Annotated in this window: 17 protein-coding genes; 5 read left to right on the forward strand and 12 right to left on the reverse strand. The window is 72.9% G+C overall.

Annotated features, from left to right (window positions below; genetic code table 11):
* Window positions 1–101 precede the first annotated feature (101 nt).
* Window positions 102–1,376 carry an extracellular solute-binding protein gene (locus ACSURM_RS09290; RefSeq protein ID WP_436954538.1) on the reverse strand — a complete coding sequence of 425 codons (1,275 nt, stop codon included), beginning with the start codon at window positions 1,374–1,376 and terminating at the stop codon, window positions 102–104.
* 303 nt (window positions 1,377–1,679) lie between these two features.
* Here ACSURM_RS09290 and ACSURM_RS09295 point away from each other — a divergent pair, with 303 nt between their 5' ends.
* Window positions 1,680–2,528 carry a GntR family transcriptional regulator gene (locus ACSURM_RS09295; RefSeq protein WP_436954539.1) on the forward strand — a complete coding sequence of 283 codons (849 nt, stop codon included), beginning with the start codon at window positions 1,680–1,682 and terminating at the stop codon, window positions 2,526–2,528.
* 334 nt (window positions 2,529–2,862) lie between these two features.
* On the opposite strand, the gene ACSURM_RS09300 is transcribed toward ACSURM_RS09295, so the two are convergent.
* From ACSURM_RS09300 to ACSURM_RS09310, 3 genes are all read right to left on the reverse strand, one after another.
* The gene (locus ACSURM_RS09300; RefSeq protein WP_436954540.1) at window positions 2,863–3,288 is read right to left on the reverse strand and encodes a DUF6299 family protein; all 426 of its coding nucleotides are present in this window, start codon (window positions 3,286–3,288) and stop codon (window positions 2,863–2,865) included.
* A gap of 133 nt (window positions 3,289–3,421) precedes the next feature.
* Window positions 3,422–3,820, reverse strand: coding sequence for a RidA family protein (locus tag ACSURM_RS09305; RefSeq protein ID WP_436954541.1), 399 nt, complete (start codon window positions 3,818–3,820; stop codon window positions 3,422–3,424).
* A complete protein-coding gene (locus ACSURM_RS09310; protein ID WP_359042024.1) occupies window positions 3,817–4,947 on the reverse strand; it encodes an acyl-CoA dehydrogenase family protein in 1,131 nt (376 codons plus the stop codon). The genes ACSURM_RS09305 and ACSURM_RS09310 overlap by 4 nt, the downstream gene beginning before the upstream one ends.
* 163 nt (window positions 4,948–5,110) lie before the next feature.
* Here ACSURM_RS09310 and ACSURM_RS09315 point away from each other — a divergent pair, with 163 nt between their 5' ends.
* Window positions 5,111–6,703 (forward strand): AMP-binding protein, encoded by a 1,593-nt coding sequence (locus tag ACSURM_RS09315; protein WP_436954542.1) that lies wholly within the window; start codon window positions 5,111–5,113, stop codon window positions 6,701–6,703.
* 15 nt (window positions 6,704–6,718) lie between these two features.
* On the forward strand, window positions 6,719–7,531 hold the full coding sequence (locus ACSURM_RS09320; RefSeq protein ID WP_436954543.1) for a PaaX family transcriptional regulator: 813 nt from the start codon (window positions 6,719–6,721) through the stop codon (window positions 7,529–7,531).
* A 7-nt stretch (window positions 7,532–7,538) separates the two neighbouring features.
* Here the strand turns inward: ACSURM_RS09320 and ACSURM_RS09325 are convergent, their stop codons facing one another.
* Complete coding sequence (locus ACSURM_RS09325) at window positions 7,539–9,875, reverse strand: bifunctional salicylyl-CoA 5-hydroxylase/oxidoreductase (protein WP_436954544.1); 2,337 nt, start codon at window positions 9,873–9,875, stop codon at window positions 7,539–7,541.
* Between the two features lie 54 nt (window positions 9,876–9,929).
* Window positions 9,930–10,757, reverse strand: coding sequence for an enoyl-CoA hydratase family protein (locus ACSURM_RS09330; RefSeq protein WP_436954545.1), 828 nt, complete (start codon window positions 10,755–10,757; stop codon window positions 9,930–9,932).
* Window positions 10,758–10,902: 145 nt separating this feature from the next.
* Between ACSURM_RS09330 and ACSURM_RS09335 the strand changes: the two genes are divergently transcribed.
* The gene (locus ACSURM_RS09335) at window positions 10,903–11,388 is read left to right on the forward strand and encodes an ATP-binding protein (protein WP_359042030.1); all 486 of its coding nucleotides are present in this window, start codon (window positions 10,903–10,905) and stop codon (window positions 11,386–11,388) included.
* On the opposite strand, the gene ACSURM_RS09340 is transcribed toward ACSURM_RS09335, so the two are convergent.
* From ACSURM_RS09340 to ACSURM_RS09355, 4 genes are all read right to left on the reverse strand, one after another.
* Window positions 11,348–12,799 (reverse strand): amino acid permease, encoded by a 1,452-nt coding sequence (locus ACSURM_RS09340; protein ID WP_436954546.1) that lies wholly within the window; start codon window positions 12,797–12,799, stop codon window positions 11,348–11,350. The two genes, ACSURM_RS09335 and ACSURM_RS09340, sit on opposite strands and share 41 nt — an antisense overlap.
* Before the next feature lie 109 nt (window positions 12,800–12,908).
* On the reverse strand, window positions 12,909–13,931 hold the full coding sequence (argF, locus tag ACSURM_RS09345; RefSeq protein WP_436954547.1) for an ornithine carbamoyltransferase: 1,023 nt from the start codon (window positions 13,929–13,931) through the stop codon (window positions 12,909–12,911).
* Between the two features lie 60 nt (window positions 13,932–13,991).
* The gene (locus ACSURM_RS09350) at window positions 13,992–15,248 is read right to left on the reverse strand and encodes an arginine deiminase (RefSeq protein WP_436954548.1); all 1,257 of its coding nucleotides are present in this window, start codon (window positions 15,246–15,248) and stop codon (window positions 13,992–13,994) included.
* Window positions 15,249–15,613: 365 nt separating this feature from the next.
* Entirely contained in the window at window positions 15,614–16,825 is a 1,212-nt protein-coding gene (locus ACSURM_RS09355; protein WP_436954549.1) for an FAD-dependent monooxygenase, read from the reverse strand.
* Window positions 16,826–17,005: 180 nt separating this feature from the next.
* Here ACSURM_RS09355 and ACSURM_RS09360 point away from each other — a divergent pair, with 180 nt between their 5' ends.
* On the forward strand, window positions 17,006–18,001 hold the full coding sequence (locus ACSURM_RS09360) for a TetR/AcrR family transcriptional regulator C-terminal domain-containing protein (RefSeq protein WP_436954550.1): 996 nt from the start codon (window positions 17,006–17,008) through the stop codon (window positions 17,999–18,001).
* A gap of 51 nt (window positions 18,002–18,052) precedes the next feature.
* Here the strand turns inward: ACSURM_RS09360 and ACSURM_RS09365 are convergent, their stop codons facing one another.
* Complete coding sequence (locus ACSURM_RS09365; protein WP_436954551.1) at window positions 18,053–20,596, reverse strand: polynucleotide kinase-phosphatase; 2,544 nt, start codon at window positions 20,594–20,596, stop codon at window positions 18,053–18,055.
* Window positions 20,593–22,446, reverse strand: a complete 1,854-nt coding sequence (locus ACSURM_RS09370; RefSeq protein WP_436954552.1) for a 3' terminal RNA ribose 2'-O-methyltransferase Hen1 — start codon at window positions 22,444–22,446, stop codon at window positions 20,593–20,595. The genes ACSURM_RS09365 and ACSURM_RS09370 overlap by 4 nt, the downstream gene beginning before the upstream one ends.
* Between the last annotated feature and the right edge of the window lie 89 nt (window positions 22,447–22,535).

Genomic DNA, 22,535 nt, shown 5'->3' on the forward strand with positions numbered 1-22,535 from the left:
TGCCATCTCTTCCGTGGCCGTACGAAACACCGTGGCCGCACCCGTGGCACGGCCAAGGCGTCGGCCGGGGGTGCCGTCTGGTGGCACCCCCGGCACGGTGATCAGTTCTTCTGGGCCAGGCGCTTGTTGATCTCGTCCTCGACCTGCTGGGCGGCCTGTGCCGGGGACTTACCGTTCAGCACGGACGTCATGTAGGACTTGATCGGGTTGGGGTTGTTCTCCACCGCACCCCACTCGGGGATCAGCGGGGTGGTGCCGCCGACCGAGGCACCCGGGGCGATGGCCTCCGCGACCAGGTTGCCCTTGAGGTTGGACTCCAGCGCCTTCTTGTTCGGGATGACGCCGTTGAGCTTGGCCAGCTGGCCCTCGTACTGGTCGGACAGCGCGATCCGCAGGAACTCCTTGGCCAGGGCCTGCTTCTTGCTGCCCGCGGCGACGGCGAGGTTGGAGCCGCCGAGGAAGACGCTCTCGGGCTTGTCTGCGGTCTCGCCGGGGATGGGGAAGTAACCGAGGTCCTTCTCGATGGCCTTGTTGGCGTTGACCGCGGTGGCGGCCTCCCAGCCCATGCCGATGAACGCGCCGGTCTTGCCGTTGGCGAACACCTCGGCCTGCTGCGGGGTGGCCTCGTCCTTGTCCTTGGGGGCCTGGGAGTAGGAGGCGTACTTCTTGTAGATCTCCATGGCCTTGGCGACCTTGGGGTCGTCGAGGTTGGAGACGTACTTGTCGCCCTCCTTCTTCACCAGGTCGGCGCCCTGGCCGATGGTCAGGCCGTCGAAGAAGTACCAGTTCTGGCCGGGCAGGTAGATCGGCTCGGCGTCGGTCTTCTTGTCGATGGTCTCCAGGTCCTTGAAGAACTCGTCCCGGGTCTTGGGAACGTCCTTGATGCCGGCCTCGGCCCAGACCTTCTTGTTGTAGATGACCACGCGGCTGGTGAAGTACCAGGGAGCGGCGTACTGCTTGCCGTCGTAGACGGAGGACTGCGAGACCGACGGCGTCCAGTCGGCGCCGATCTCCTTCTTCAGGTCGTCCAGTTCGGCGAGGCCGCCGGTGGCCGCGTAGGCCGGGGTCTGGGTGTTGCCGACCTCGATCACGTCCGGCGGGGTGGACTCGGAGAGGGCGGTGGTGATCTTCTGCTGGATCCCGTCCCACTTCTGGGTCTCGAACTTCACCTTGGCGCCGGTCTTCTTCTCGAACGCGGCCGACACGTCCTTGACCCACTGGTCCGGGGTGGAGCCGTCCATCGCCCAGACGGTGAGCGTCTGGCCCTTGAAGCCGTCCGGTCCCGCGCCGCCCTCGTCGCCGTCGTCCCCGCCGCACGCCGACACGGAGACCATCATGCCCGCGATCACTATCGCGGCCGCAAGCTTGCGCTTCACGCCACCCTCCTCAGGGATGCCACTAACCCCCCACGCCCTCGGCGGTGACCTGCGGTACGACGCTGTTGCACGTAGGGCTCGGGACCTGGCCACTAATGGTGTAGACCAGTACGGTGGAGCTTGGCCTAGACCTTTTGGAGTGTCAAGGGTGGTTCGGGGAGCCAATCCCGGCCGTTACGAGAAAGTCACCGGAGCGCGTCCCTCCGCGTTCCGTCCCTTTCGCCCGGACCGTTCAGTTGGACTAGACCATACGGGAGTTGGTCGCTATAACGGGAGCCCATCGACACAGCCGGGAAGGCAGGCATGACCACCGACGTCAGCAGCGCCCATCCGCACCGGGGGGCGTCCGGCCGCACCGCGCGCGTGCCGAAGTACTACCGGATCAAGCAGCAGCTCCTGACGATGGCCGAGGCGCTGCAACCCGGTTCGGCCATGCCCGCCGAACGGCTGCTCGCGGTCCGGTTCGACACCTCCCGGACCACCGTGCGGCAGGCGCTGCAGGAACTCGTCGGCGAGGGCCGGCTGGACCGGATCCAGGGCAAGGGCACCTTCGTGGCCCAGCCCAAGCTGTACCGCACGCTCCAGCTCACCTCGCACACCGAGGACATGCGGGCCCAGGGCCTCGCCCCGGCCTCGCAGGTGCTGGACATCGGGGAGGTACCGGCCGACGAGCAGCTGGCGGGCCTGCTCGGCATCGGGATCGGCGAACGGGTGCTGCGCATCGAGCGGCTGCGGCTGGCCAGCGGCGACCCGATGGCGATCGAGACGACCCACCTGTCCGTGCGGCGCTTCCCCGGCCTGCGCCGCTCGCTGGCCACCTACCCGTCGCTGTACACGGCGCTCGCCGAGGTCTACGGCGTCCATCTGGCCGAGGCGGACGAGACCATCGAGACCTCGCTGTCCACCCCGCGCGAGGCGCAGTTGCTGGCCACCGACGTGGGGCTGCCGATGCTGCTGCTGTCCCGGCACTCGCGGGACGCGCAGGGCACCCCGGTGGAGTGGGTGCGCTCGGTCTACCGCGGCTCCCGCTACAAGTTCGTCGCCGCCCTGCGCCGGCCGGGCGGCACGGTGGTCCGGCGCGTACCGGCCCCGCCGGCCGTGGACGGCCCGGGAACCGGCGGGGAGCGGGTCACGGCCCTGGAAGGGCTGTGACCCGAGGAAGAGCGGGCGACGGCCCGGGCGGGACGTCAGCCGGCGGCGAGCGGGGAGCCGACGACAGCCGCCCGGACGGCCCCTGAACCGGCAGGAAGCCGACCGGCCACAACCGCCCGGACGGGCCGTGAACCGGCTGAGCGGGCGTCGGCGGCCGGGCCCGGACGGACGCTGTACCACCGGACGGACCATTGACCAACGGGGGCCGGCCACAACCCGCAGCGACCCTGAACCGGCAGGAAGCCGACCGGCCACAGGCACCCGTACGGGCCGTTGAGCAGCCGGGGAGCCCGCGACAGCCGCCGGACGGGCCCCCGAACCGGTGGCGTGGGGCTCAGCCCTGGACGAGGGTGATGTCGCGGTCCGACTGGGCGTGGAAGACCGGCAGCAGGAGGATGCCCGAGGGGCGGAGTTCCACGACGGTGGCCTGCACCCGCGCCGTCCCCGGCCGCAGCGTCTGGCCGTAGGGCTTGCCGGAGTTCTGCCAGCGGTGCTCGACGCCGTCGCAGCGGGCGGCGCTGCCGCCGATGCCCTGCCGGCGTTCGGTGCCCTGGCTGATCGAGGACCCGACGAACGCCGCTCCGGTGGCGCCGGTGCAGCGGTAACTGCCGGAGAGCGTCACCGTGCCGTCCGCCGCGATCAGGCCGGTCGGGTCGACGGTGACGTACTCGCCGGGCGCGGCGGCGGCCGGGGCGGCGGTCGCGCACAGCAGCGCCGCGGAGCCGAGGGCGGCGGCGAGGAGGGAACGGCGGACGGGCATGGAGTACCTCCCGGTGGTGCAGGGGTTCGAGACCTCCACTGGTACCGGGCGGCCGGACCCGCGGACGTGACCGTCACCCCTACGGTGGCGCGTCCATGCTCCCGACGGTTGTGCCGGGTGCCCGCGGCCGGGGTCAGGGCAGTACGGCGAACCCGTCCAGCTCCACCAGCGCCCGCTCGTCCCACAGCCGCACCACCTGGACGACGGCCATCGCCGGATAGTCCCGGCCCGCCGCCCGCCGCCAGATCCGGCCCAGTTCGGGGGCGTGCGCGCGGTAGGCGGCGAGGTCCGTGGCGTAGACGGTGACCCGGGCCAGGTCGGCGGGGGTGCCGCCGGCCGCGCGCAGGGCGCCGAGCAGGTTGCCGAGGGCCCTGCCGAACTGCTCGGGCAGGGTGTCCCCGGTGATCTCGCCGTCGGCGTCGAGGGCGGTCTGGCCGGCCAGGAACACCACGCGGCTGCCGGCCGCGACCACGGCGTGGCTGAAACCGGTGGGCGGGGACAGCGCGGGCGGGTTGACGCGCTCGGTCGTCACCGGTCCTCCTTCGCCGCAGCGGCGTACAACTCCTTGGCGATGATGCTCCGTTGCACCTCGCTGGCGCCCTCGTAGATGCGCGGCGCCCGCACCTCGCGGTAGAGGTGCTCCAGCAGGTGGCCGCGGCGCAGGGCGCACGCGCCGTGCAGCTGGACGGCGGTGTCGACGACGTACTGCGCGGTCTCGGTGGCCAGCAGCTTGGCCATCGCGGCCCGCCGGGGCACGTCGGCGGCCCCCGCGTCGTATGCGGAGGCCGCCGCGTACACCATCAGCCGGGCCGCCTCGGTGCGCAGGGCCATCTCGGCGACCTGGTGGGAGACGGCCTGGAGGTCGCGCAGGGTGCCGCCGAACGCCTCGCGCCGGGCGGTGTGGGCGAGGGTGGCGTCCAGCGCGGCCTGGGCCATGCCGACCGCGAAGGCGCCGACGCTGGGCCGGAAGAGGTTGAGGGTGCCCATGGCGACGGCGAAGCCCCGGTCGGGCGCGCCGAGCAGGTCGGCGCCGGTGACGGGCACGGCGTCGAAGTCGAGGGCGCCGATGGGGTGCGGCGCGAGCATCTCCAGCGGGCGGCCGGTGAGTCCGGGCCGGTCGGCGGGGACGAGGAAGGCGGTCACCCCGCGCGCTCCGGCGCCGGGCGTGGTGCGGGCGAAGACGGTGTAGAAGTCGGCGTCGGGGGCGTTGGAGATCCAGCACTTGGCGCCGGTGAGCCGCCAGCCGTCGCCGTCGGGCTCGGCGGCGAGGGACAGCGCCGCCGCGTCCGACCCGGCGCCGGGCTCACTGAGCGCGAACGCGGCGACCGCGCTGCCGTCGGCGACCCGGGGCAGCCAGCGCTCCCGCTGGGCCGGGGTGCCGTGGGCGTGCACCGGGTGGGCGCCGAGGCCCTGGAGGGCGAGGGCGGTCTCGGCCTCGGTGCAGCCCTGCGCCAGGGACTCCCGCAGCAGGCACAGCTCCAGCGCCCCGGAGTCGAACAGCCGGGAGAGCAGGCCGGTCCGGCCGAGTTCGGCGAGCAGCGGCCGGTCGACGCGGCCGGGTGCGCCCCGGCCGGCGAGCGGGCGCAGCCGCCCGGCGGCCAGCGCGCGCAGCTCGGCGCACCAGGCGGCCTGCTCCGGCGCGAGTGCGAATGCGGACACGGCCGTTCCTCCCTCCGGGGCGGGTCCGCCGCCCGTCCCCCGACGGTATCGCGGACCGTTGACTGCCGTCACCAGGCCGCTACGCTCGAAGCGCGAGCCCGCCAGGAAGCCCGTCCGGGCGGCCAGGCCCGGATACGACGTCACGGCAAGGGGGCCCACCGTCATGCATCTCTCGGCCCACGTCGACACGTTCGCGCGCGACCATCTGCCCCCGCCGCACGAGTGGCCCGAGCTGCGGTTCGACCTGCCGGAACTGCGCTACCCCGCCCGGCTGAACTGCGCGGTGGAGCTGCTGGACCACGCCGACGCGGCCCGCCCGGCGTTCCTGACGCCGGCCGGTCCCGCCTGGACCTACGGCGAACTGCGCGCCCGCGTCGACCGGATCGCGCACGTGCTCACCGGCACCCTGGGCGTGGTCCCGGGCAACCGGGTGCTGCTGCGCGGCCCCACCACACCGTGGCTGGCCGCCTGCTGGCTGGCCGTGCTGAAGGCGGGCGCGATCGCGGTCACCGTGCTGGCCCGGCAGCGCCCGCAGGAGCTGGCGGAGATGTGCGCGATCGCCCGGATCGGGCACGCGCTGTGCGATGTCCGGGCGGTGGACGACCTGCTGCGGGCGGCCGTACCGGGGCTGCGCGTCACGACGTACGGCGGGGACGGCCCCGAGGACCTGCTGCGCCGCCCGGCCCCGGCCGCCCCCTACCCGGCGGTGGACACCGCCTCCGACGACGTCGCCCTGATCGCGTTCACCTCCGGCACCACGGGCCGCCCGAAGGGGTGCATGCACTTCCACCGGGATGTGCTGGCGACAGCCGACACGTTCTCCCGGCACGTGGTGCGCCCCCGCGAGGACGACGTGTTCACCGGCAGTCCCCCGCTCGGCTTCACCTTCGGCCTCGGCGGGCTGGTGATCTTCCCGCTGCGGGCCGGGGCCAGCAGTCTCCTGCTCGAACAGGCGGGCCCCCGGCAGCTGCTGCCCGCCATCGCCGCGCACCGCGTCTCCGTGCTGTTCACCGCGCCGACCGCCTACCGGGCGATGCTGCGCGAGCTGGACGGCCACGACCTGTCGTCCCTCAGGCGCTGTGTCTCGGCCGGCGAGAACCTGCCCGCGGCCACCTGGCGGGCCTGGCACGAGCGCACGGGCCTGCGCCTGATCAACGGCATCGGCGCCACCGAGCTGCTGCACATCTTCGTGTCCGCCGCCGACGAGCGGATCCGGCCCGGCACCACGGGCCTGCCGGTGCCGGGCTGGCGGGCGCGCGTCCAGGACGCCGACGGCCGGCCGGTGCCCGACGGCGAGCCCGGTCTGCTGGCCGTGCGCGGCCCGGTCGGCTGCCGCTATCTCGCCGATCCTCGGCAGCGGGAGTACGTGCGCGACGGCTGGAACCTCACCGGCGACACCTACATACGCGAGGCCGACGGCTATTTCCGGTACGTGGCCCGCGCGGACGACATGATCGTCTCCGCCGGGTACAACATAGCCGGGCCGGAGGTGGAGGACGCGCTGCTGCGCCATCCCGACGTGACGGAGACGGCGGTCGTCGGCCGCCCCGACGAGGCCCGCGGCCAGGTGGCCGTCGCCTACACCGTGCTGCGCCCCGGCGCCCGCCCAGACCCGGAGGCGCTGCGCGCGTTCCTCATCGCGGAACTCGCGCCCTACAAGTGCCCGCGCGAGTTCGTCTTCCTCGACGCGCTGCCCCGCACGGCCACCGGCAAGGTGCAGCGGTTCCTGCTGCGCACCGGTGGTGACCAGCCGTGATGCCGACGACCTAAAATGATCAACGTGTCCGACCAGCACACCCCCAGGTCCCTCATCGTCACGCTCTACGGCGCGTACGGCCGCTCACTGCCCGGCCCGGTGCCCGTCGCCGAGCTGATCCGGCTCCTGGCCGCCGTCGGCGTGGACGCGCCCTCCGTACGCTCCTCGGTGTCCCGGCTCAAGCGGCGCGGCCTGCTGCTGCCGGCCCGCACCGAGTCCGGCGCGGCCGGGTACGAACTCTCGCCCGAGGCCCGCCAGTTGCTGGACGACGGCGACCGGCGCGTCTACGCGGGCGCGCCCGTGGCGGACGAGGGCTGGGTGCTCGCGGTGTTCTCGGTCCCGGAGTCGGAGCGGCAGAAGCGGCACGTGCTGCGCTCCCGGCTGGCCGGCCTCGGCTTCGGCACCGCCGCGCCGGGGGTGTGGATCGCCCCGGCCCGGCTGTACGAGGAGACGGAGCACACCCTGCGCCGGCTGCGGCTGGACCCGTACGTGGACTTCTTCCGCGGCGAGCACCTGGGTTTCGCGCCCACGGCCGAGGCGGTGGCCCGCTGGTGGGACCTGGCCGCGATCGCCAAGGAGCACGAGCGCTTCCTGGACGCGCACGCGCCGGTGCTGCGGGCCTGGGCCGCCCGTTCGGACACCCCGCCCGAGGAGGCCTACCGCGACTATCTGCTCGCCCTCGACTCCTGGCGCCACCTCCCCTACACCGACCCGGGCCTGCCCACCCGTCTGCTGCCGCCGGACTGGCCCGGCGTGCGCTCGGCGGAGGTCTTCCGGGGCCTGCACGAACGCCTGCGGGACGCCGGGGCCCGGTACGTGGGACTCTGAGACTCCGTCAGTCACGCAGCGTCAGGCGGGGCTTGGGGTTGTCGGTGCGGCCGGTGCGGGGCGGGCGGCTGCCGGCCCGGTAGGGCGCGGGCCAGGGGGCGCCCGGGCCCTCGTAGCCCTGCTCGGCCGCCGCGTGCAGGGTCCAGTGCGGGTCGTACAGGTGCGGACGGGCCAGGGCGCACAGGTCGGTACGGCCCGCCAGGATCAGGGAGTTGACGTCGTCCCAGGAGGAGATCGCGCCGACCGCGATCACCGGTACCCGGACCTCGTGCCGGATGCGGTCGGCGAACGGCGTCTGGTACGACCGCCCGTACTCCGGGCGTTCCTCCGCCACCACCTGCCCGGTGGACACGTCGATGGCGTCGGCGCCGTGCGCGGCGAAGGCGCGGGCGATCTCCACGGCGTCGTCGGCGCCCGTCCCGCCGTCGGCCCAGTCGGTGGCCGAGATCCGGACGGTCATCGGCCGCTCGGCCGGCCACACCCCGCGCACGGCGTCGAAGACCTCCAGCGGGAAGCGCAGGCGCCGCTCCGGTGAACCGCCGTAGGCGTCGGTGCGGTGGTTGGTGAGCGGGGAGAGGAAGCCGGAGAGCAGATAGCCGTGGCCGCAGTGCAGTTCGAGCAGGTCGAAACCGGCCCGGGCGGCCCGCCAGGCGGCCGCCGTGAACTGCTCCCGGATGTCGGTGAGCCGGGCCCGGGACAGCTCGCGCGGTATCTGGCTGCCCGGCTTGTACGGCAGCGGGGAGGCGGCCACGAGCGGCCAGTTGCCGGTGGGCAGCGGCTCGTCGATGCCCTCCCACATCAGTTTCGTGGACCCCTTGCGGCCGGAGTGCCCGAGCTGGACGCCGATCGCGGTGCCCGGGGACTGCCGGTGCACGAAGTCGGTGACGCGCCGCCACGCCTCGGCCTGCCGGCCGGTGTAGAGGCCGGCGCAGCCGGGGGTGATCCGGCCCTCCGGGCTGACGCACACCATCTCGGTCATCACCAGCCCGGCCCCGCCGAGCGCCCGGGCGCCCAGGTGGACGAGGTGGAAGTCACCGGGAACGCCGTCGGCGGCCGAGTACATGTCCATCGGCGACACCACGACCCGGTTGCGCAGGGTCAGGCCGCGCAGCCGGAACGGGGTGAACATCGGGGGTGTGCCGGGCGGGCAGCCGAACGCGCGCTCCACGGACTCGGTGAAGCGGGCGTCGCGCAGGCGCAGGTTGCCGTGGGTGACGCGACGGGAGCGGGTGAGCAGGTTGAAGGCGAACTGGCGGGGCGGCTGGCGCAGATACAGCCCCGCGTTCTCGAACCACTCCAGGCTGGCCCGGGCGGCTCGCTGGGTGGAGGCGACGACGGGCCTGCGCTCCTCCTCGTAGGCCGCCAGCGCGCGGGGCACGTCCGGCTGTTCCTCCAGGCAGGCGGCCAGGGCGAGGGCGTCCTCGACGGCGAGTTTGGTGCCGGAGCCGATGGAGAAGTGCGCGGTGTGTGCGGCGTCGCCGAGGAGGACGACGTTGCCGTGCGACCAGCGGTCGTTGACCACCGTACGGAAGCTGGTCCAGGCGGAGTTCCCGGAGCGCAGCGGGCGTCCGCGCAAGGCGTCGGCGAAGAGCTTGGCGCAGCGCTCGACGGACTCGCGCGGGGTGAGGCCGCCGTGGCCCGCGGCCCGCCAGACCTCCTCGCGCATCTCGATGATCACCGTGGAGGCGTCGGCCCCGTAGGGGTATCCGTGCAGTTGCACGACGCCGTGTTCGGTCTCCGCGATCTCGAAGCGGAAGGCGTCGAAGGGGAAGTCGGCGGCGAGCCAGATGTAGCGGCAGCGGTGTTCGGTCACCTGGGGGCGGAAGACGTGGGCGTAGGTCTCACGGGTGGCGCTGTGCACCCCGTCGGCCGCGATGACCAGGTCGTACTCGGCGCTCAGGGTGTCCGGGTGGGGGGCCTCGGCGCGGAAGCGGAGCCGTACGCCGAGGGAGCGGCAGCGCTCGTGCAGGATCTCGAGGAGCCGGTGGCGGCCCAGCGCGGCGAAGCCGTGGCCGCCGGAGCGGTGGCGGGTCCCCCGGTGCACGATGTCGATGTCGTCCCAGCGGACGAATTCCCGCCGTAACGCCTCGTGGACGACCGGGTCGGCGTGTTCGATGCCGCCGAGGGTCTCGTCGGAGAGGACCACGCCGAAGCCGAAGGTCTCGTCGGGGGCGTTGCGTTCCCAGACGGTGATGTCGCGGGCGGGGTCGAGGCGTTTGAGGAGGGCCGCGGCGTACAGACCTCCGGGGCCGCCGCCGATTATCGCGACGCGGAGGGGGTGGTTTCCCGTCGTCGGCGGATGCGGGCCGTCCGTGGTTGCTCGCGCCCCGCGGCGGAGCCGCATATCAGCGGAGCCCCGCGCCCCTGGGGTCGGTTTCCCTGAGGTCGGCATGGAAGCTCACCTCCCCCGCCACTTCGGCGCGCGCTTCGCTGTGAAGGCCGCGTGGAACTCCGCGTAGTCCTCGCCGGTCATCAGCAGGGCCTGGGTCGAGGCGTCCAGTTCCACGGCGGCCGCGAGCGGCATGTCCAGTTCGGCCGTGAGCAGGGCCTTGGTCTGGGCGTGGGCCAGGGCCGGGCCGTCGGCCAGGCGGCGGGCCAGGGCGGCGGCCGTCTCGTCCGCCCGGCCCTCCTCGGCCAGCTCGCTGATCAGGCCGATGCGCTCGGCCTCGGGGGCCCGGACCGGGTCGCCGAGCATGAGCAGGCGGGTGGCGTGGCCGAGGCCGACGACCCGGGGCAGCAGATAGGCGGCGCCCATGTCGCCGCCGGACAGGCCGACCCGGGTGAAGAGGAACGCGAACCGGGCCGAGGGGTCGGCGACCCGGAAGTCCGCCGCGAGGGCGAGGACCGCGCCGGCGCCGGCCGCCACGCCGTGCACCGCGGCGATCACCGGGAACGGGCACTCCCGGACCGCGCGCACGACCTGTCCGGTCATCCGGTTGAAGTCGAGCAGCCGGGCGGTGTCCATGGCGAGGGTGGCGCCGATGATCTCGTCCACGTCGCCGCCGGAGCAGAAGCCGCGGCCCTCCCCGGCCAGCACCAGGGCCCGTACCGCGCGCTCCCGGGACAGCTCGGCGAGCAGGTCGCGCAGGTCGGCGTAGGCGCCGAAGGTGAGGGCGTTGAGCTTCTCGGGGCGGGCGAGGGTGACGGTGGCGACCCGGTCGGCGATCCGCACCCGCAGATGCTCCCAGTCGCCGGTGCGGGCGGCCGAGCCGGTGAAGGGACTCATGACGTGCGGCCTCCTTGGGGGACGGTGCCGTACGGTGCGCTCCTCCATGAAGTTATCACCGCTTTGTGACCATCGTCACGATGGCGCGACAGAAACGGGGCGGTCGACCGGCCCGGCGACGGCCGGGCGCCGCCGGGCCCGTACCATGCCTGGAGTCGGACAGCAGGACAGCCTGCTCCATGAAGGACTCGCCGTGCACGAACCCCCCGCCGAATCGGCCTCCTGGCGCATCGCGCTGCCGCACACCGCGGCGGCGGTGCCCGTGGCGCGCGCCCTGGTGCGCACGGCCCTCACCGAGGTCGAGCACGTGACCGACTGCGACACGGCCGAGCTGCTGACCGCTGAGCTGGTGGCCAACGCGGTGGAGCACACCGCCGGGCGCGGCCCGATAGAGCTGGTGGTGGAGTTGCGGCCGACCGGCTGCCAGGTCGAGGTGCACGACCCGGACCCGGCGCCGCCCGGCCGGCTGACCGCGCCGGTGCTCGAGGAGCCCGACGTGTGGCAGGAGGACGGGCGCGGGCTGCTGCTGATCCGGGCCCTGAGCTCCTCCTGCGGTCACCGCCCCACCCCCTCGGGCAAGGCGGTGTGGTTCAGACTGCCTGTGGTTCCCGCTCGGCCCCGGCCGGCGTGACCTCACCGGCCGGTACGGCGCCGGCCAGCGTGGAGTGCCGGCGGCCGTAGAGGGCGTAGACCGCGAGGCCCGCCGCGAGGAACACGGCGAACTGGATCCAGGTGCGCCAGCCGGTCTCCCACATCAGGTACAGGCAGAAGCCGATGCCGAGCAGCGGGGCCACCGGGTACAGCGGCACCCGGAAGCTGCGGTCGAGGCCCGGTTCGCGGCGGCGCAGGGCCAGCACCGTGACGTTGACGACGGCCATGATGGCGAGGGTGCCGATGGTGCACAGGTTCATCACGGCGTCCAGCGAGGCGAAGGCCGCCGGGAGCGCGAAGACGACGCCGACGATCAGCGTGCCGGCGACCGGCGTGGAGGTCTTCGGGCTGACCTTCTCGAAGACGCGCGGGATCAGGCCGTCCCGGGACATCGACATCAGGATGCGGGTCTGGCCGTACATCACGGCGAGGACCACGGAGGCGATGGCGACGACCGCGCCGAAGGCGATGACACCGCCGCCGACGGCGGAGCCGGTGACCTCGTTGACGACGAAGGACAGGGCGGCGGGGCGGCCGGCGACCTGGTCGCCGCCGATGGCGCCGATCGCGGCGAGCGCGACCGCGCAGTACAGCAGGGTCACGATGCCCATGCAGACCAGGATCGCGACGGGGATGTGCCGGCGCGGGTTCTTCGCCTCCTCGCCGGCCGTGGTGATCGCGTCGAAGCCGATGTACGAGAAGAAGGCGGCGGTGGTGCCCGCGCCGATGCCGCCGAGGCCGGCCGGGGAGAACGGGGTGAGGTTGCCGTCCTTGAAGGCGCTGTAGCCGATGGCGCAGAAGGCGAGCAGGATCACGAGCTTCACCGCGGCCATGGCGGCGGTCGCCCCGGCGCTCTCCCGCACCCCGCGCACCAGCAGCGCCGAGGCCATGGCGATGACGATCACGGCCGGCAGGTTGATCACGCCGCCGTCGCCGGGGCCCGCGGACAGGGCGGCCGGGAGCTGGAGGCCGGTGAGGCTGTGCAGCAGTTCGTTGACGTACTGGCTCCAGCCGACCGCGACGGCCGAGATCGAGACGCCGTACTCCAGCAGCAGGCACCAGCCGACGAGAAAGGCGGTGGACTCGCCGAGGCCGGCGTAGGCGAAGGAGTACGAGGAACCGGAGACCGGGATCGCGCCGCCCAGCTCGGCGAAGGAGAAGGCGGTGAAGACGCAGGTGAGGGCCGCGAGGACGAAGGAGACGACGACGGCCGGGCCGGCCTGGGCGACCGAGTCGGACAGGCCGACGAAGATGCCGGTGCCGACGATGGCGCCGACGCCGAAGCAGATGAGCTGGAAGAGGCCCATGGTGCGCTTCAGGCCGTGTCCCTCGCGGTCGGCGCCGGATTCGGCGACGAGCAGGCGCGGGGACTTGATGCGGGGAGCGGGCATGCCGGTGGTGCTCGATTCTGGTGGTGCGGGCGGCCGTGGTGGGGCCGCGGCGGCGGCGCGGAAGGGGTGGTTCCGGGCCGCCGGTCAGGATAAGGCCTGGTGAGGAGGGTCAGGCAAGGGTTTCCCGGGCGAGTGTGGCGACCAGCACCGCCTTGATGGTGTGCAGCCGGTTCTCCGCCTCGTCGAAGACCACCGAGTGGGCGGACTCGAACACCTCGTCCGTCACCTCCAGCGAGTCCAGGCCGTGCGCCTCGAAGATCTGCTGTCCGACGGCGGTGCCGAGGTCGTGGAAGGCCGGCAGGCAGTGCAGGAACCGCACGTCCGGGTTGCCGGTGGCGCGCAGCACGTCCATGGTCACCGCGTACGGGGCGAGGGCCGCGATCCGCTCGGCCCACACCTCCTTGGGCTCGCCCATGGACACCCAGACGTCGGTGGCGACGAAGTCGGCGCCCCGCACTCCCTCGGCGATGTCCTCGGTGAGGGTGATCCGGGCGCCGCTGGAGCCGGCGAGCTCGCGGGCGCGGTCGAGGATCTCCTGGGCAGGCCAGTAGGACTTCGGGGCGACGATGCGTACGTCCATGCCGAGCAGGGCGCCGGTGACCAGGTAGGAGTTGCCCATGTTGAAGCGGGCGTCGCCGAGGTAGGCGAAGGCGATGCCGCCGAGCGGCTTGGCGCAGTGCTCGGTCATGGTGAGCACGTCGGCGAGCATCTGGGTGGGGTGCCAGTCGTCGGTGAGGCCGTTGTAGACGGGCACACCGGCGTACGCGGCCAGCTCCTCGACCTTGGCCTGGCTGTCGCCCCGGTACTCGATGGCGTCGTACATCCGGCCCAGCACCCGGGCGGTGTCCCGGACGGACTCCTTGTGCCCGATCTGGGACCCGGAGGGCTCCAGGTAGGTGGTGTGAGCGCCCTGGTCGGCGGCGGCGACCTCGAACGCGCAGCGGGTGCGCGTCGAGGTCTTCTCGAAGATCAGCGCGATGTTCCGCCCGCGCAGGTACGGGGTCTCGGTCCCGGCCTTCTTGGCGGCCTTCAGCTCGGCTGCCAGCTCGACCAGGCCGCGGAACTCCGCCTCGGTGAAGTCCAGCTCCTTGAGGAAGTGGCGGCCGGCGAGGGCGGTCGGGACTGTCGCCATGGGGGCGCTCCAGGTGTACGACTACAGGGACCATGTAAGTCTATACGAGACCCCACATTTCTATACAGCGTCTCGCTGGACGGGACAGCTCATGCAGCGGGGGCCGCCGCGGCCCCGGCCCAGCTCGCTGCCCGGGATCTCTATCACCTCGATGCCCTCTTTGCGCAGGTGGGTGTTTGTGGTGGCGTTCCGCTCGTAGGCGACGACGACACCGGGTTCGACGGCGAGGACGTTGCAGCCGTCGTCCCACTGCTCGCGTTCGGCGGCGTGCACGTCCTGGGTGGCGGTCAGCACCCGGATCTTCCCGAGACCGAGCGCGGCGGCGATCGCCCGGTGCATGTGCTCCGGCGGGTGGTCGGTGACCTTCAGCTCCCGTTCGCCGTCGCCGGGCTCGATGGTGTAGGAGCGGAGCATGCCGAGTCCGGCGTACTGGGTGAAGGTGTCGCCGTCGACCATGGTCATCACCGTGTCCAGGTGCATGAAGGCACGCCGCTTGGGCATGTCGAGCGCGACGATCGTGCGCGCGGAGCCGGCCGCGAACAGCTTGTGCGCCAGCATCTCCACGGCCTGCGCGGTGGTGCGCTCGCTCATCCCGATCAGCACGGCGCCGTTGCCGAGCACCAGGACGTCACCGCCCTCGATGGTGGACGGGTAGTCCGCCTGCCCCCGGGACCAGACGTGGAACGCCTCGTCGCGGAACAGCGGGTGGTGGCGGTAGATCGCCTCGAAGTGCACGGTCTCGCGCTGCCGGGCGGGCCAGCGCATGGCGTTGATCGAGACGCCGTCGTAGATCCACGCCGAGGTGTCCCGGGTGAAGAGGTGGTTGGGCAGCGGGCGCAGCAGGAAGTCGTCCAGCTCCATGACGTGGAAGCGCACGGAGACCGGTTCCTCGTGGCCGGCCAGGTACTCCCGCTTGGTCATCCCGCCGACCAGGGCCTCGGCCAGCTCGGCCGGGGGCATCCGGTCGAAGGAGGCGCGCAGGTGGCCGGTGGCGAGGGGGCCGTACTCCTTCTCGTCGAAGACCCGGTCCAGGACCAGGGCGCGGGCCTCGGGGAGCGCCAGGGTCTCGGCGAGCAGGTCCCCGAAGAGGTGGACCTCGACCCCGCGGTCCCGCAGGACGTCGGCGAACCCGTCGTGCTCGGCACGCGCCCGGCGCACCCACAGCACGTCGTCGAAGAGCAGGGCGTCCTTGTTGCTGGGGGTGAGCCGCTTGAGCTCGAGATCGGGCCGGTGCAGGATGACCCGGCGCAACCGCCCGGCCTCGGAGTCGACGTGGAATCCCATGCTTCCATCCTGACCGCCGGGGCCGTCGTTCATCCCCTGTCCCGGAGGTTTCCGGGGAGCGGGGCGCCGGGTCACGGTGCGGCACCACCGGCCACCGTCCCCTGCGGGACGGCAGGGCCACCGCACGTCCCCCGACGGCCGGGACCAGCCGCTCGCAGGTGACCAGGGTGCGCATCATCCAGGCGGCGTGGTCGTGCGGGTCGGCTTCGCCGGCGAGTCGGCAGCCGGCCTGGTAGGAGCGCTGGGCGGTGCCTTCGTGGCCGAGGTCGTGGTGTGTCCAGCCTGTTGTCGCCGCGGCGACAGGGGTGTCGACCGCTCGCCAGGCAGCATCGGTGTCCTCTTTGGCCCGGTCTTCTCGGCAAGCCGGCGAACGTTCGCCGAACGGTGACTGGGGTCGCTCACCGGATGTCCGCGGCGAGGCTGTATTCCGGCAGTGCGATGTCCCCGGCCTTGGCGAACTGTGCGGCAAGCAGGTTCCGCATCGGCCAGCGGGTCATCCGGCGCATGGAGAGGTCCCGCAGGCGAATGCCGAGCCGGCCCGAAGGCGCGAATCCCGAGGCGCCGCCCGGCGGCAGCTGCTGGGCTTGACCCACGTAGGGGCGCATCACCTCGTCGTAGCGGCGGAAGGCGACGCGGTGGTCGCCTGCGGCAGCGGTGAGCTCACCGGCCAGGACGTAGGCGCCGACCAAAGCCAGGCTGGTCCCCAGACCGGTCAGCGGGGTCGCGCAGTATCCGGCGTCGCCCAGCAGCGCCACACGGCCGCGCGACCAGTGGTCGAGGCGGACCTGGCCCATGGAGTCGAAGAAGAAGTCCGGGGCGGTGCGCATGGCCCGCAGCAGGCGTGGGGTCTCCCAGCCGACGCCGGCGAAGCGCTGGGCCACGAGTTCCCGCTGGGCGGCAGGGTCGCGGCGGTCGTGGGCGATCGGTGCCGAGCGGAAGCTGAAACCGGCCTTGACCTCGCCGGGGAGACGGCCGGGCCGTGCGGAGGCGACCAGTCCGCCGGGCGCGTTGTGCATCAGGTACCAGCCGTCGAGTTCCAGGTCGTCGGTCGCGGTGAACCAGGCCGTGTAGAGGCCGAGCGGGTGGACGAACTCCCGCTCCGGGCCGAAGGCCAGCGCGCGCACCACGGAGTGCGGCCCGTCCGCGCCCACGACCAGCCCGAACCGGCGCGGCGCGGCTTTCTCGAAGCGGACGGTGACAGCGTCCGCGTCCTGATCGATCCCGGTGACGGTGTCGTCGAACAGATACTCCGTGTCCGGCAGGGTGGCCTCGTACAGCAGGTGGGCGAGATCGCCGCGGAGGATCTCGATCTCGGAGACGATCCCCTCGCCGCCGAAGCTGTCGGCGGGCACCCGCGCGGTGATCCGGCCAGAGGCGTCGACGAGTGCGAGGCCGCGCTGGTCCACGCTCTCCGCCCTGGCTCGGTCCATCAGGCCCATCCGCTCGATCACGGTGCGGCCGGCACCGCGCAGATCCACGGTCTGCCCGCCCGGCCGGGGTTCCGGAGCGCGCTCCACGATCGTGACCGTGAAGCCTCCCTTGCGTAGCCAGTACGCCAGCGCGGGCCCGGCGATACCGGCACCGCAGATGAGTATCTCGCTGTTCGACATGATGCGACCGTACGGCGTACGCAAGAGGTGGCGCAAGCTAGAAGTGACTAGTGGAATAGGGATGTTGGGCGCTACCCGCACTAGTACGGAATGGCGTGGGCAGCGCTCGTGCACACGGATCGTCCGGCATCGGGGGCTAGGATCGCACCTATCCAGGTGCACTAGTGCGGAGGTGTGTCAGTGGGCGGACAGGCGGTACCCCGCTACAGCCAGATCGTCGGCGAACTGCGGCGGCGGATCGAGACGGGGGAACTGGCGCCGGGTGATCGCGTCCCCTCGACCCGCGAGATCACCAAGCAGTGGGGTGTCGCGATGGCGACCGCGACCAAGGTGCTCACCGAACTGCGCCGCGAGGGCATGGTCCGCGCCGTCCCCGGCGTCGGGACGGTCGTGGAGGCCCCGAGCCGCCCCGTGCGCACCGCCCGGCCCACTGCTGCTGCCCGCCCGGGCGGGCCGTCCAACACGCCATCGGGTCAGACGGCGCTCACGCTCGGACGCATCGTCGGCGCCGCGGTGACGATCGCCGACACGGAGGGGCTGGCCGCGCTCTCGATGCGCCGGGTGGCCGCCGAGCTCGGGGTGGCGACCATGTCGCTGTACCGGCACGTGGCCGACAAGGACGACCTGCTGGTACGGATGATGGACACGGTCATCGCGGAGCATCCGCTGCCCGCCGAACCACCGGCGGGCTGGCGCGAGGCGATCGAGTTGGCGGCCCGGCAGCTCTGGGACCTGTTCCGCCGCCACCCATGGCTCGCACCGGCCCTGTCGGTGACCCGCCCTCAGATCATCACCTCGGCACTGCCCTACAGCGAGTGGATGCTTGTCACCCTGCACGCCCACGGACTCGACCTGCACTCCGCCTTCACCGCACACCTCATGCTGCTCAATTACGCCCGTGGTGTCGCCATCAACCTGGAGTCGGAGCGGGAGGCCGAGGCGCACAGCGGCCTCGACAGCGAGGAGTGGATGACCACCCAGGAGCCGACGCTCCTGGCGATACTGGCCACCGGCCGGTTCCCCATGCTCTCCCGCCTTACCACGGCCGGTTACGACTTTGACCTCGACGCCCTCTTCGAGTTCGGCCTCCAGCGCCTCCTCGACGGCCTCGCCGCACTCCTCGACGAGAGCTCCGCCGAAGCGGCTTCCCCATCGGACGCGCCCCCGGGACCGTGACGCCACGGTCCCGCCCAGGGCTCGTGTCCCGGCGTCGCCGCCGGGAGGGGACTACAGCCGTGGGTCCACCGGCTCCGATTCCAGGGCCAGTACCCCGAAGACCGCCTCGTGGATCCGCCACAGGGGCTCGCCGTCGGCCAGTCGGTCCAGGGCCTCCAGGCCGAGGGCGTACTCGCGCAGGGCCAGCGACCGCTTGTGGTTCAGGAAACGCTGCCGCAGCCGGGCGAGGTGGTCGGGGCGGGTGTACTCCGGGCCGTAGATGATCCGCAGGTACTCCCGGCCCCGGCACTTGATGCCGGGCTGCACCAGCCGTCCGTCCCCGTCGCGCACCAGCGCGCCGAGCGGCTTGACGACCATGCCCTCGCCGCCCCGGCCGGTCATCTCCAGCCACCAGTCCACGCCCGCGCGCACGGACTCCGGGTCGCCGGTGTCGACGTACAGCCGCCGGGTGGTGTGCAGCAGCCCGGTGCCGTCGTACTCCACCAGCCGGTCGATGAGGGCGAGTTGCTCGTCGTGCGGCAGCGCGGCGAGGCTGCGGCCCTGGACCGCGAGCAGCTGGAACGGGGCCAGCCGGACCCCGTCCAGGCCCTCGGTGGGCCAGCAGTAGCGGCGGTAGGCGGCGGTGAACGCGGCAGCGTCGGCGGCGCGTTCCCGCTGCCGGTCAAGCAGCGCTCCCACGTCGGCACCACGCCCGCCCGCCGCCTCCAGGGCGGCGAGCGCGTCCGGGAACACCGCGCCGGCGGCGGCGCCCACGGCCGCGTACTGGTCGCGCAGCAGCCCGGCGGCCTTCAGCGACCACGGCATCAGCTCCGCGTCCAGCAGCAGCCAGTCCGTGCCCAGTTCGTCCCACAGTCCGGCGTCGGTGACCGCCGCGCGCAGCCGGCCGAGGATCTCCTCGGTCATCCGCTCGTCGTCGAAGAACGGCCGTCCGGTACGGGTGTAGAGGGAGCCGGTGGGTCCTTCCACCCCGAACCGCCGCCGCGCCGCCTCCGCGTCCCGGCACACCAGGACCACCGCCCGGGAGCCCATGTGCTTCTCCTCGCACACCACCCGCACGACCCCGTCCCGCGCGTACTGCGCGAACGCCTCCTGCGGGTGCTCCAGGTAGCCGTCGACCCGCGAGGTGGCCGTAGGCGCCATGGTCGGCGGGAGGTACGGCAGCAGGCGCGGGTCGATCGCGAAGCGGCTCATGACCTCCAGGGCCGCCGCCGCGTTCTCCTCGCGGACGGCCACCCGGCCGGCGTGCCGGGTCTCGACGGCCCGCCGGCCGTGCACGTCCGCCAGATCCAGCGGGCGGCCGTCCTGCCCGCCGGGCGCGTCGGTGCGCAGCGGCCGGGCCGGCTCGTACCAGACCCGCTCGGCCGGTACGTCGACCAGCTCGCGCTCCGGCCAGCGCAGCGCGGTGAGCTTGCCGCCGAAGACGGCACCGGTGTCCAGGCAGATGGTGTTGTTCAGCCAGGTCGCCTCGAGCACGGGAGTGTGGCCGTAGACCACGGCGGCCCGGCCCCGGTAGTCCTCCGCCCACGGGTAGCGCACCGGCAGCCCGAACTCGTCGGTCTCGCCGGTGGTGTCGCCGTACAGGGCGTGCGAACGGACCCGGCCGGAGGTGCGGCCGTGGTACTTCTCGGGCAGACCGGCGTGGCAGACCACCAGCCGGCCGCCGTCCAGGACGTAGTGGCTGACCAGTCCGTCCAGGAACCGCCGGACCTCGGCCTTGAACTCCTCGCTCTCGCCCTCCATCTGCGCGATGGTCTCGGCGAGCCCGTGGGTGTGCTGGACCTTCCGGCCCCTGAGGTGACGGCCGTACTTGTTCTCGTGGTTGCCGGGGACGCACAGGGCGTTGCCCGAGTTCACCATGGCCATCACGCGGCGCAGCACGCCGGGGCTGTCCGGGCCGCGGTCGACCAGGTCGCCGACGAACACGGCGGTACGGCCCTCGGGGTGCATCCCGTCGGCGTAGCCCAACTTGGCTAGCAGCGCCTCCAGTTCGGCGGAGCAGCCGTGGATGTCGCCGATGATGTCGAACGGACCCGTGAGGTGCGTGAGGTCGTTGTAGCGCTTCTCGGTGACGACGGTGGCCTGCTCGACCTCCTCGACGCCGCGCAGCACGTGCACCTTGCGGAAGCCCTCGCTCTCCAAGTGCCTGAGCGAGCGGCGCAGTTCGCGGATGTGCCGCTGGATGACCCGGCGGGGCATGTCCGCCCGGTCGGCGCGGGCCGCGTTCCGCTCGGCGCACACCTCCTCCGGCAGGTCCAGCACGATGGCGATGGGCAGCACGTCGTGCTTCCGCGCCAGTTCGATCAACTGCCGCCGGCTGTCCTGCTGCACGCTGGTGGCGTCCACGACGGTGCGGCGGCCGGCGGCCAGCCGCTTGCCGGCGATGTAGTGCAGGACGTCGAAGGCGTCCCGGGTCGCGCTCTGGTCGTTCTCGTCGTCGGAGACCAGGCCGCGGCAGAAGTCGGAGGAGATCACCTCGGTGGGCTTGAAGTGCCGCCGGGCGAACGTGGACTTGCCGGAACCGGAGGCGCCGACGAGCACCACGAGGGAAAGGTCGGTGACGGGCAGTACCCGCCCCTTGTGCCGTGCGTCGGTCATGCCGCCTTCGCCTCCCTCTCGCTCGTGATCGTGAATGTCGCCATCTGGGTGGGCGGGCCCACCTCGGGGTCGTCCGGGCCGACGGACGTGAACGCCGCCTCGTAGCCGTACCGTTCGGCCACGGCCGCCGCCCAGGCGTGGAACTCCTCGCGGGTCCACTCGAAGCGGTGGTCGCGGTGCCGGACATGCCCGGCGGGCAGGCTCTCCCAGCGGACGTTGTACTCGGCGTTCGGGGTGGTCACGACGACCGTACGGGGGCGCGCGTGCCCGAACACGGCGTACTCCAAAGCGGGCAGCCGGGGCGGGTCGACGTGCTCGACCACCTCGCTGAGCACGGCGGCGTCGTAGCCCCGCAGCCGCTGGTCGGTGTAGACGAGGGAGCCCTGGACGAGCTTGACGCGCGCGGCCTGCCGCTCGCCCATGCGGTCCAGCTTCAGCCTGCGGGAGGCGACGGTCAGGGCGCGCTGCGAGACGTCGACGCCGACGATCTCGGTGAACCGGGCGTCCTTGAGCAGCGCCTGCATCAACTGGCCCTCGCCGCAGCCGAGGTCGAGCACGCGGGCGGCACCGGCGGCGTCCAGCGCGGCGAGGACGGCCTCCCGCCGGAGCACGGCGAGCGGGGCCGGCTTCCCCTCGGCCCCGGACCCGTCCGCGACCGCGCCCTGGGTGCCCTCGGCCCCGGGCCCGTCCGCGACCGCGCCCTTTGTGCCCTCGGTTTCGCGCTCGTCGGCGACCGCGCTTGGGGTGCCCTCGGTCCCGGGCTCGCCGACGACCGCATTGCCGATGCCCTCGGTCCGGGTCTCGCCGGTGACCGCGTTGTCGATGCCCTCGGTACCGGTTTCGCCGCCGGCCTCGTTGCCGGTGCCCTCGGTACCGGTTTCGCCGCCGACCTCGTTGCCGGTGCCCTCGGTACCGGTCTCACCGCCGACCCCGTTGCCGATGCCCTCGGTCCGGGTCTCGCCGGTGACCGCGTTGTCGATGCCCTCGGTACCGGTGTCGCCGCCGGCCTCGTTGCCGATGCCCTCGGTCTCGGGCTCGTCCGCGACCGCGTTGTCGATGTCCTCGACGTCGCTGTCGTCGGCCTCCGCGAGCCGCACCAGCTCCAGCCGCTCCCGCGCCCGGCGAGTCAGCGACCAGCGGCGCGAGAGGTAACGGCTGGTGATCAGCTGCTGCTCCGGGTGCCCGGCCAGCCAGCCCTCGCCGGCCCGCAGCAGCTTGTCGACCTCGTCGGCGGAGACCCAGTAGTGCTTGGCACCGTCGAGCACCGGCAGCAGGACGTACAGGTGGCGCAACGCCTCGGCGAGGGTGAGCCGTTCGGACTCCAGCAGCAGCCGGACGTACCGCGAGTCGCCCCACTCCGGGAACGCGGTGTCGAGCGGGACCGGGTCGACGGAGACCCTCCAGCCGAGCGGCGCGAAGAGCCGTCGTACGAGGTCGGGGCCGCCGCGGGCGGGCAGCGCGGGGACCTCGACGCGCAGCGGCAGCGGGGCCGCGGCCCGCTCCGGCCGGGCGCCGCACACCCCGCGCAGGGCGCTGGAGAAGACGTTGCCCAGCGCGACGGCCAACAGCGAGGAGGCCGCGTACGGACGGTCGTTGACGTACTGGGCGAGGGCCGCGTCGGGCGCGCCGCCACGGCCCTTGCCCCGGCCGCGCCGGACCAGCGCGACAGGATCGATCTCCAGCAGCAGCGCGGCCGTGCAGCGCTCGGCGTCCGCCTCGGGGTAGAACACATGGGCCGTGCCGTACGAGGTGGAGAACGCCTGCGCGTTGTCGGGGTGCTTGTGCAGCAGGTACCCCAGGTCGGTGGCAGGCCGCGCGGCCGTGCCGGTGGTGGAGATCGTCAGGAACATGCGATCGAGTCTCCCGGGCCGGGGCCCGCACCCACCACCGGTTTTCCGCGCGCGCCGGCTGTCGCCGGGTTCGGGACGGCCGGTGCGTG

It is taken from the genome of Streptomyces sp. SudanB182_2057 (genome assembly GCF_964272715.1).
GTDB classification, from domain to species: Bacteria; Actinomycetota; Actinomycetes; order Streptomycetales; family Streptomycetaceae; genus Streptomyces; species Streptomyces rubradiris.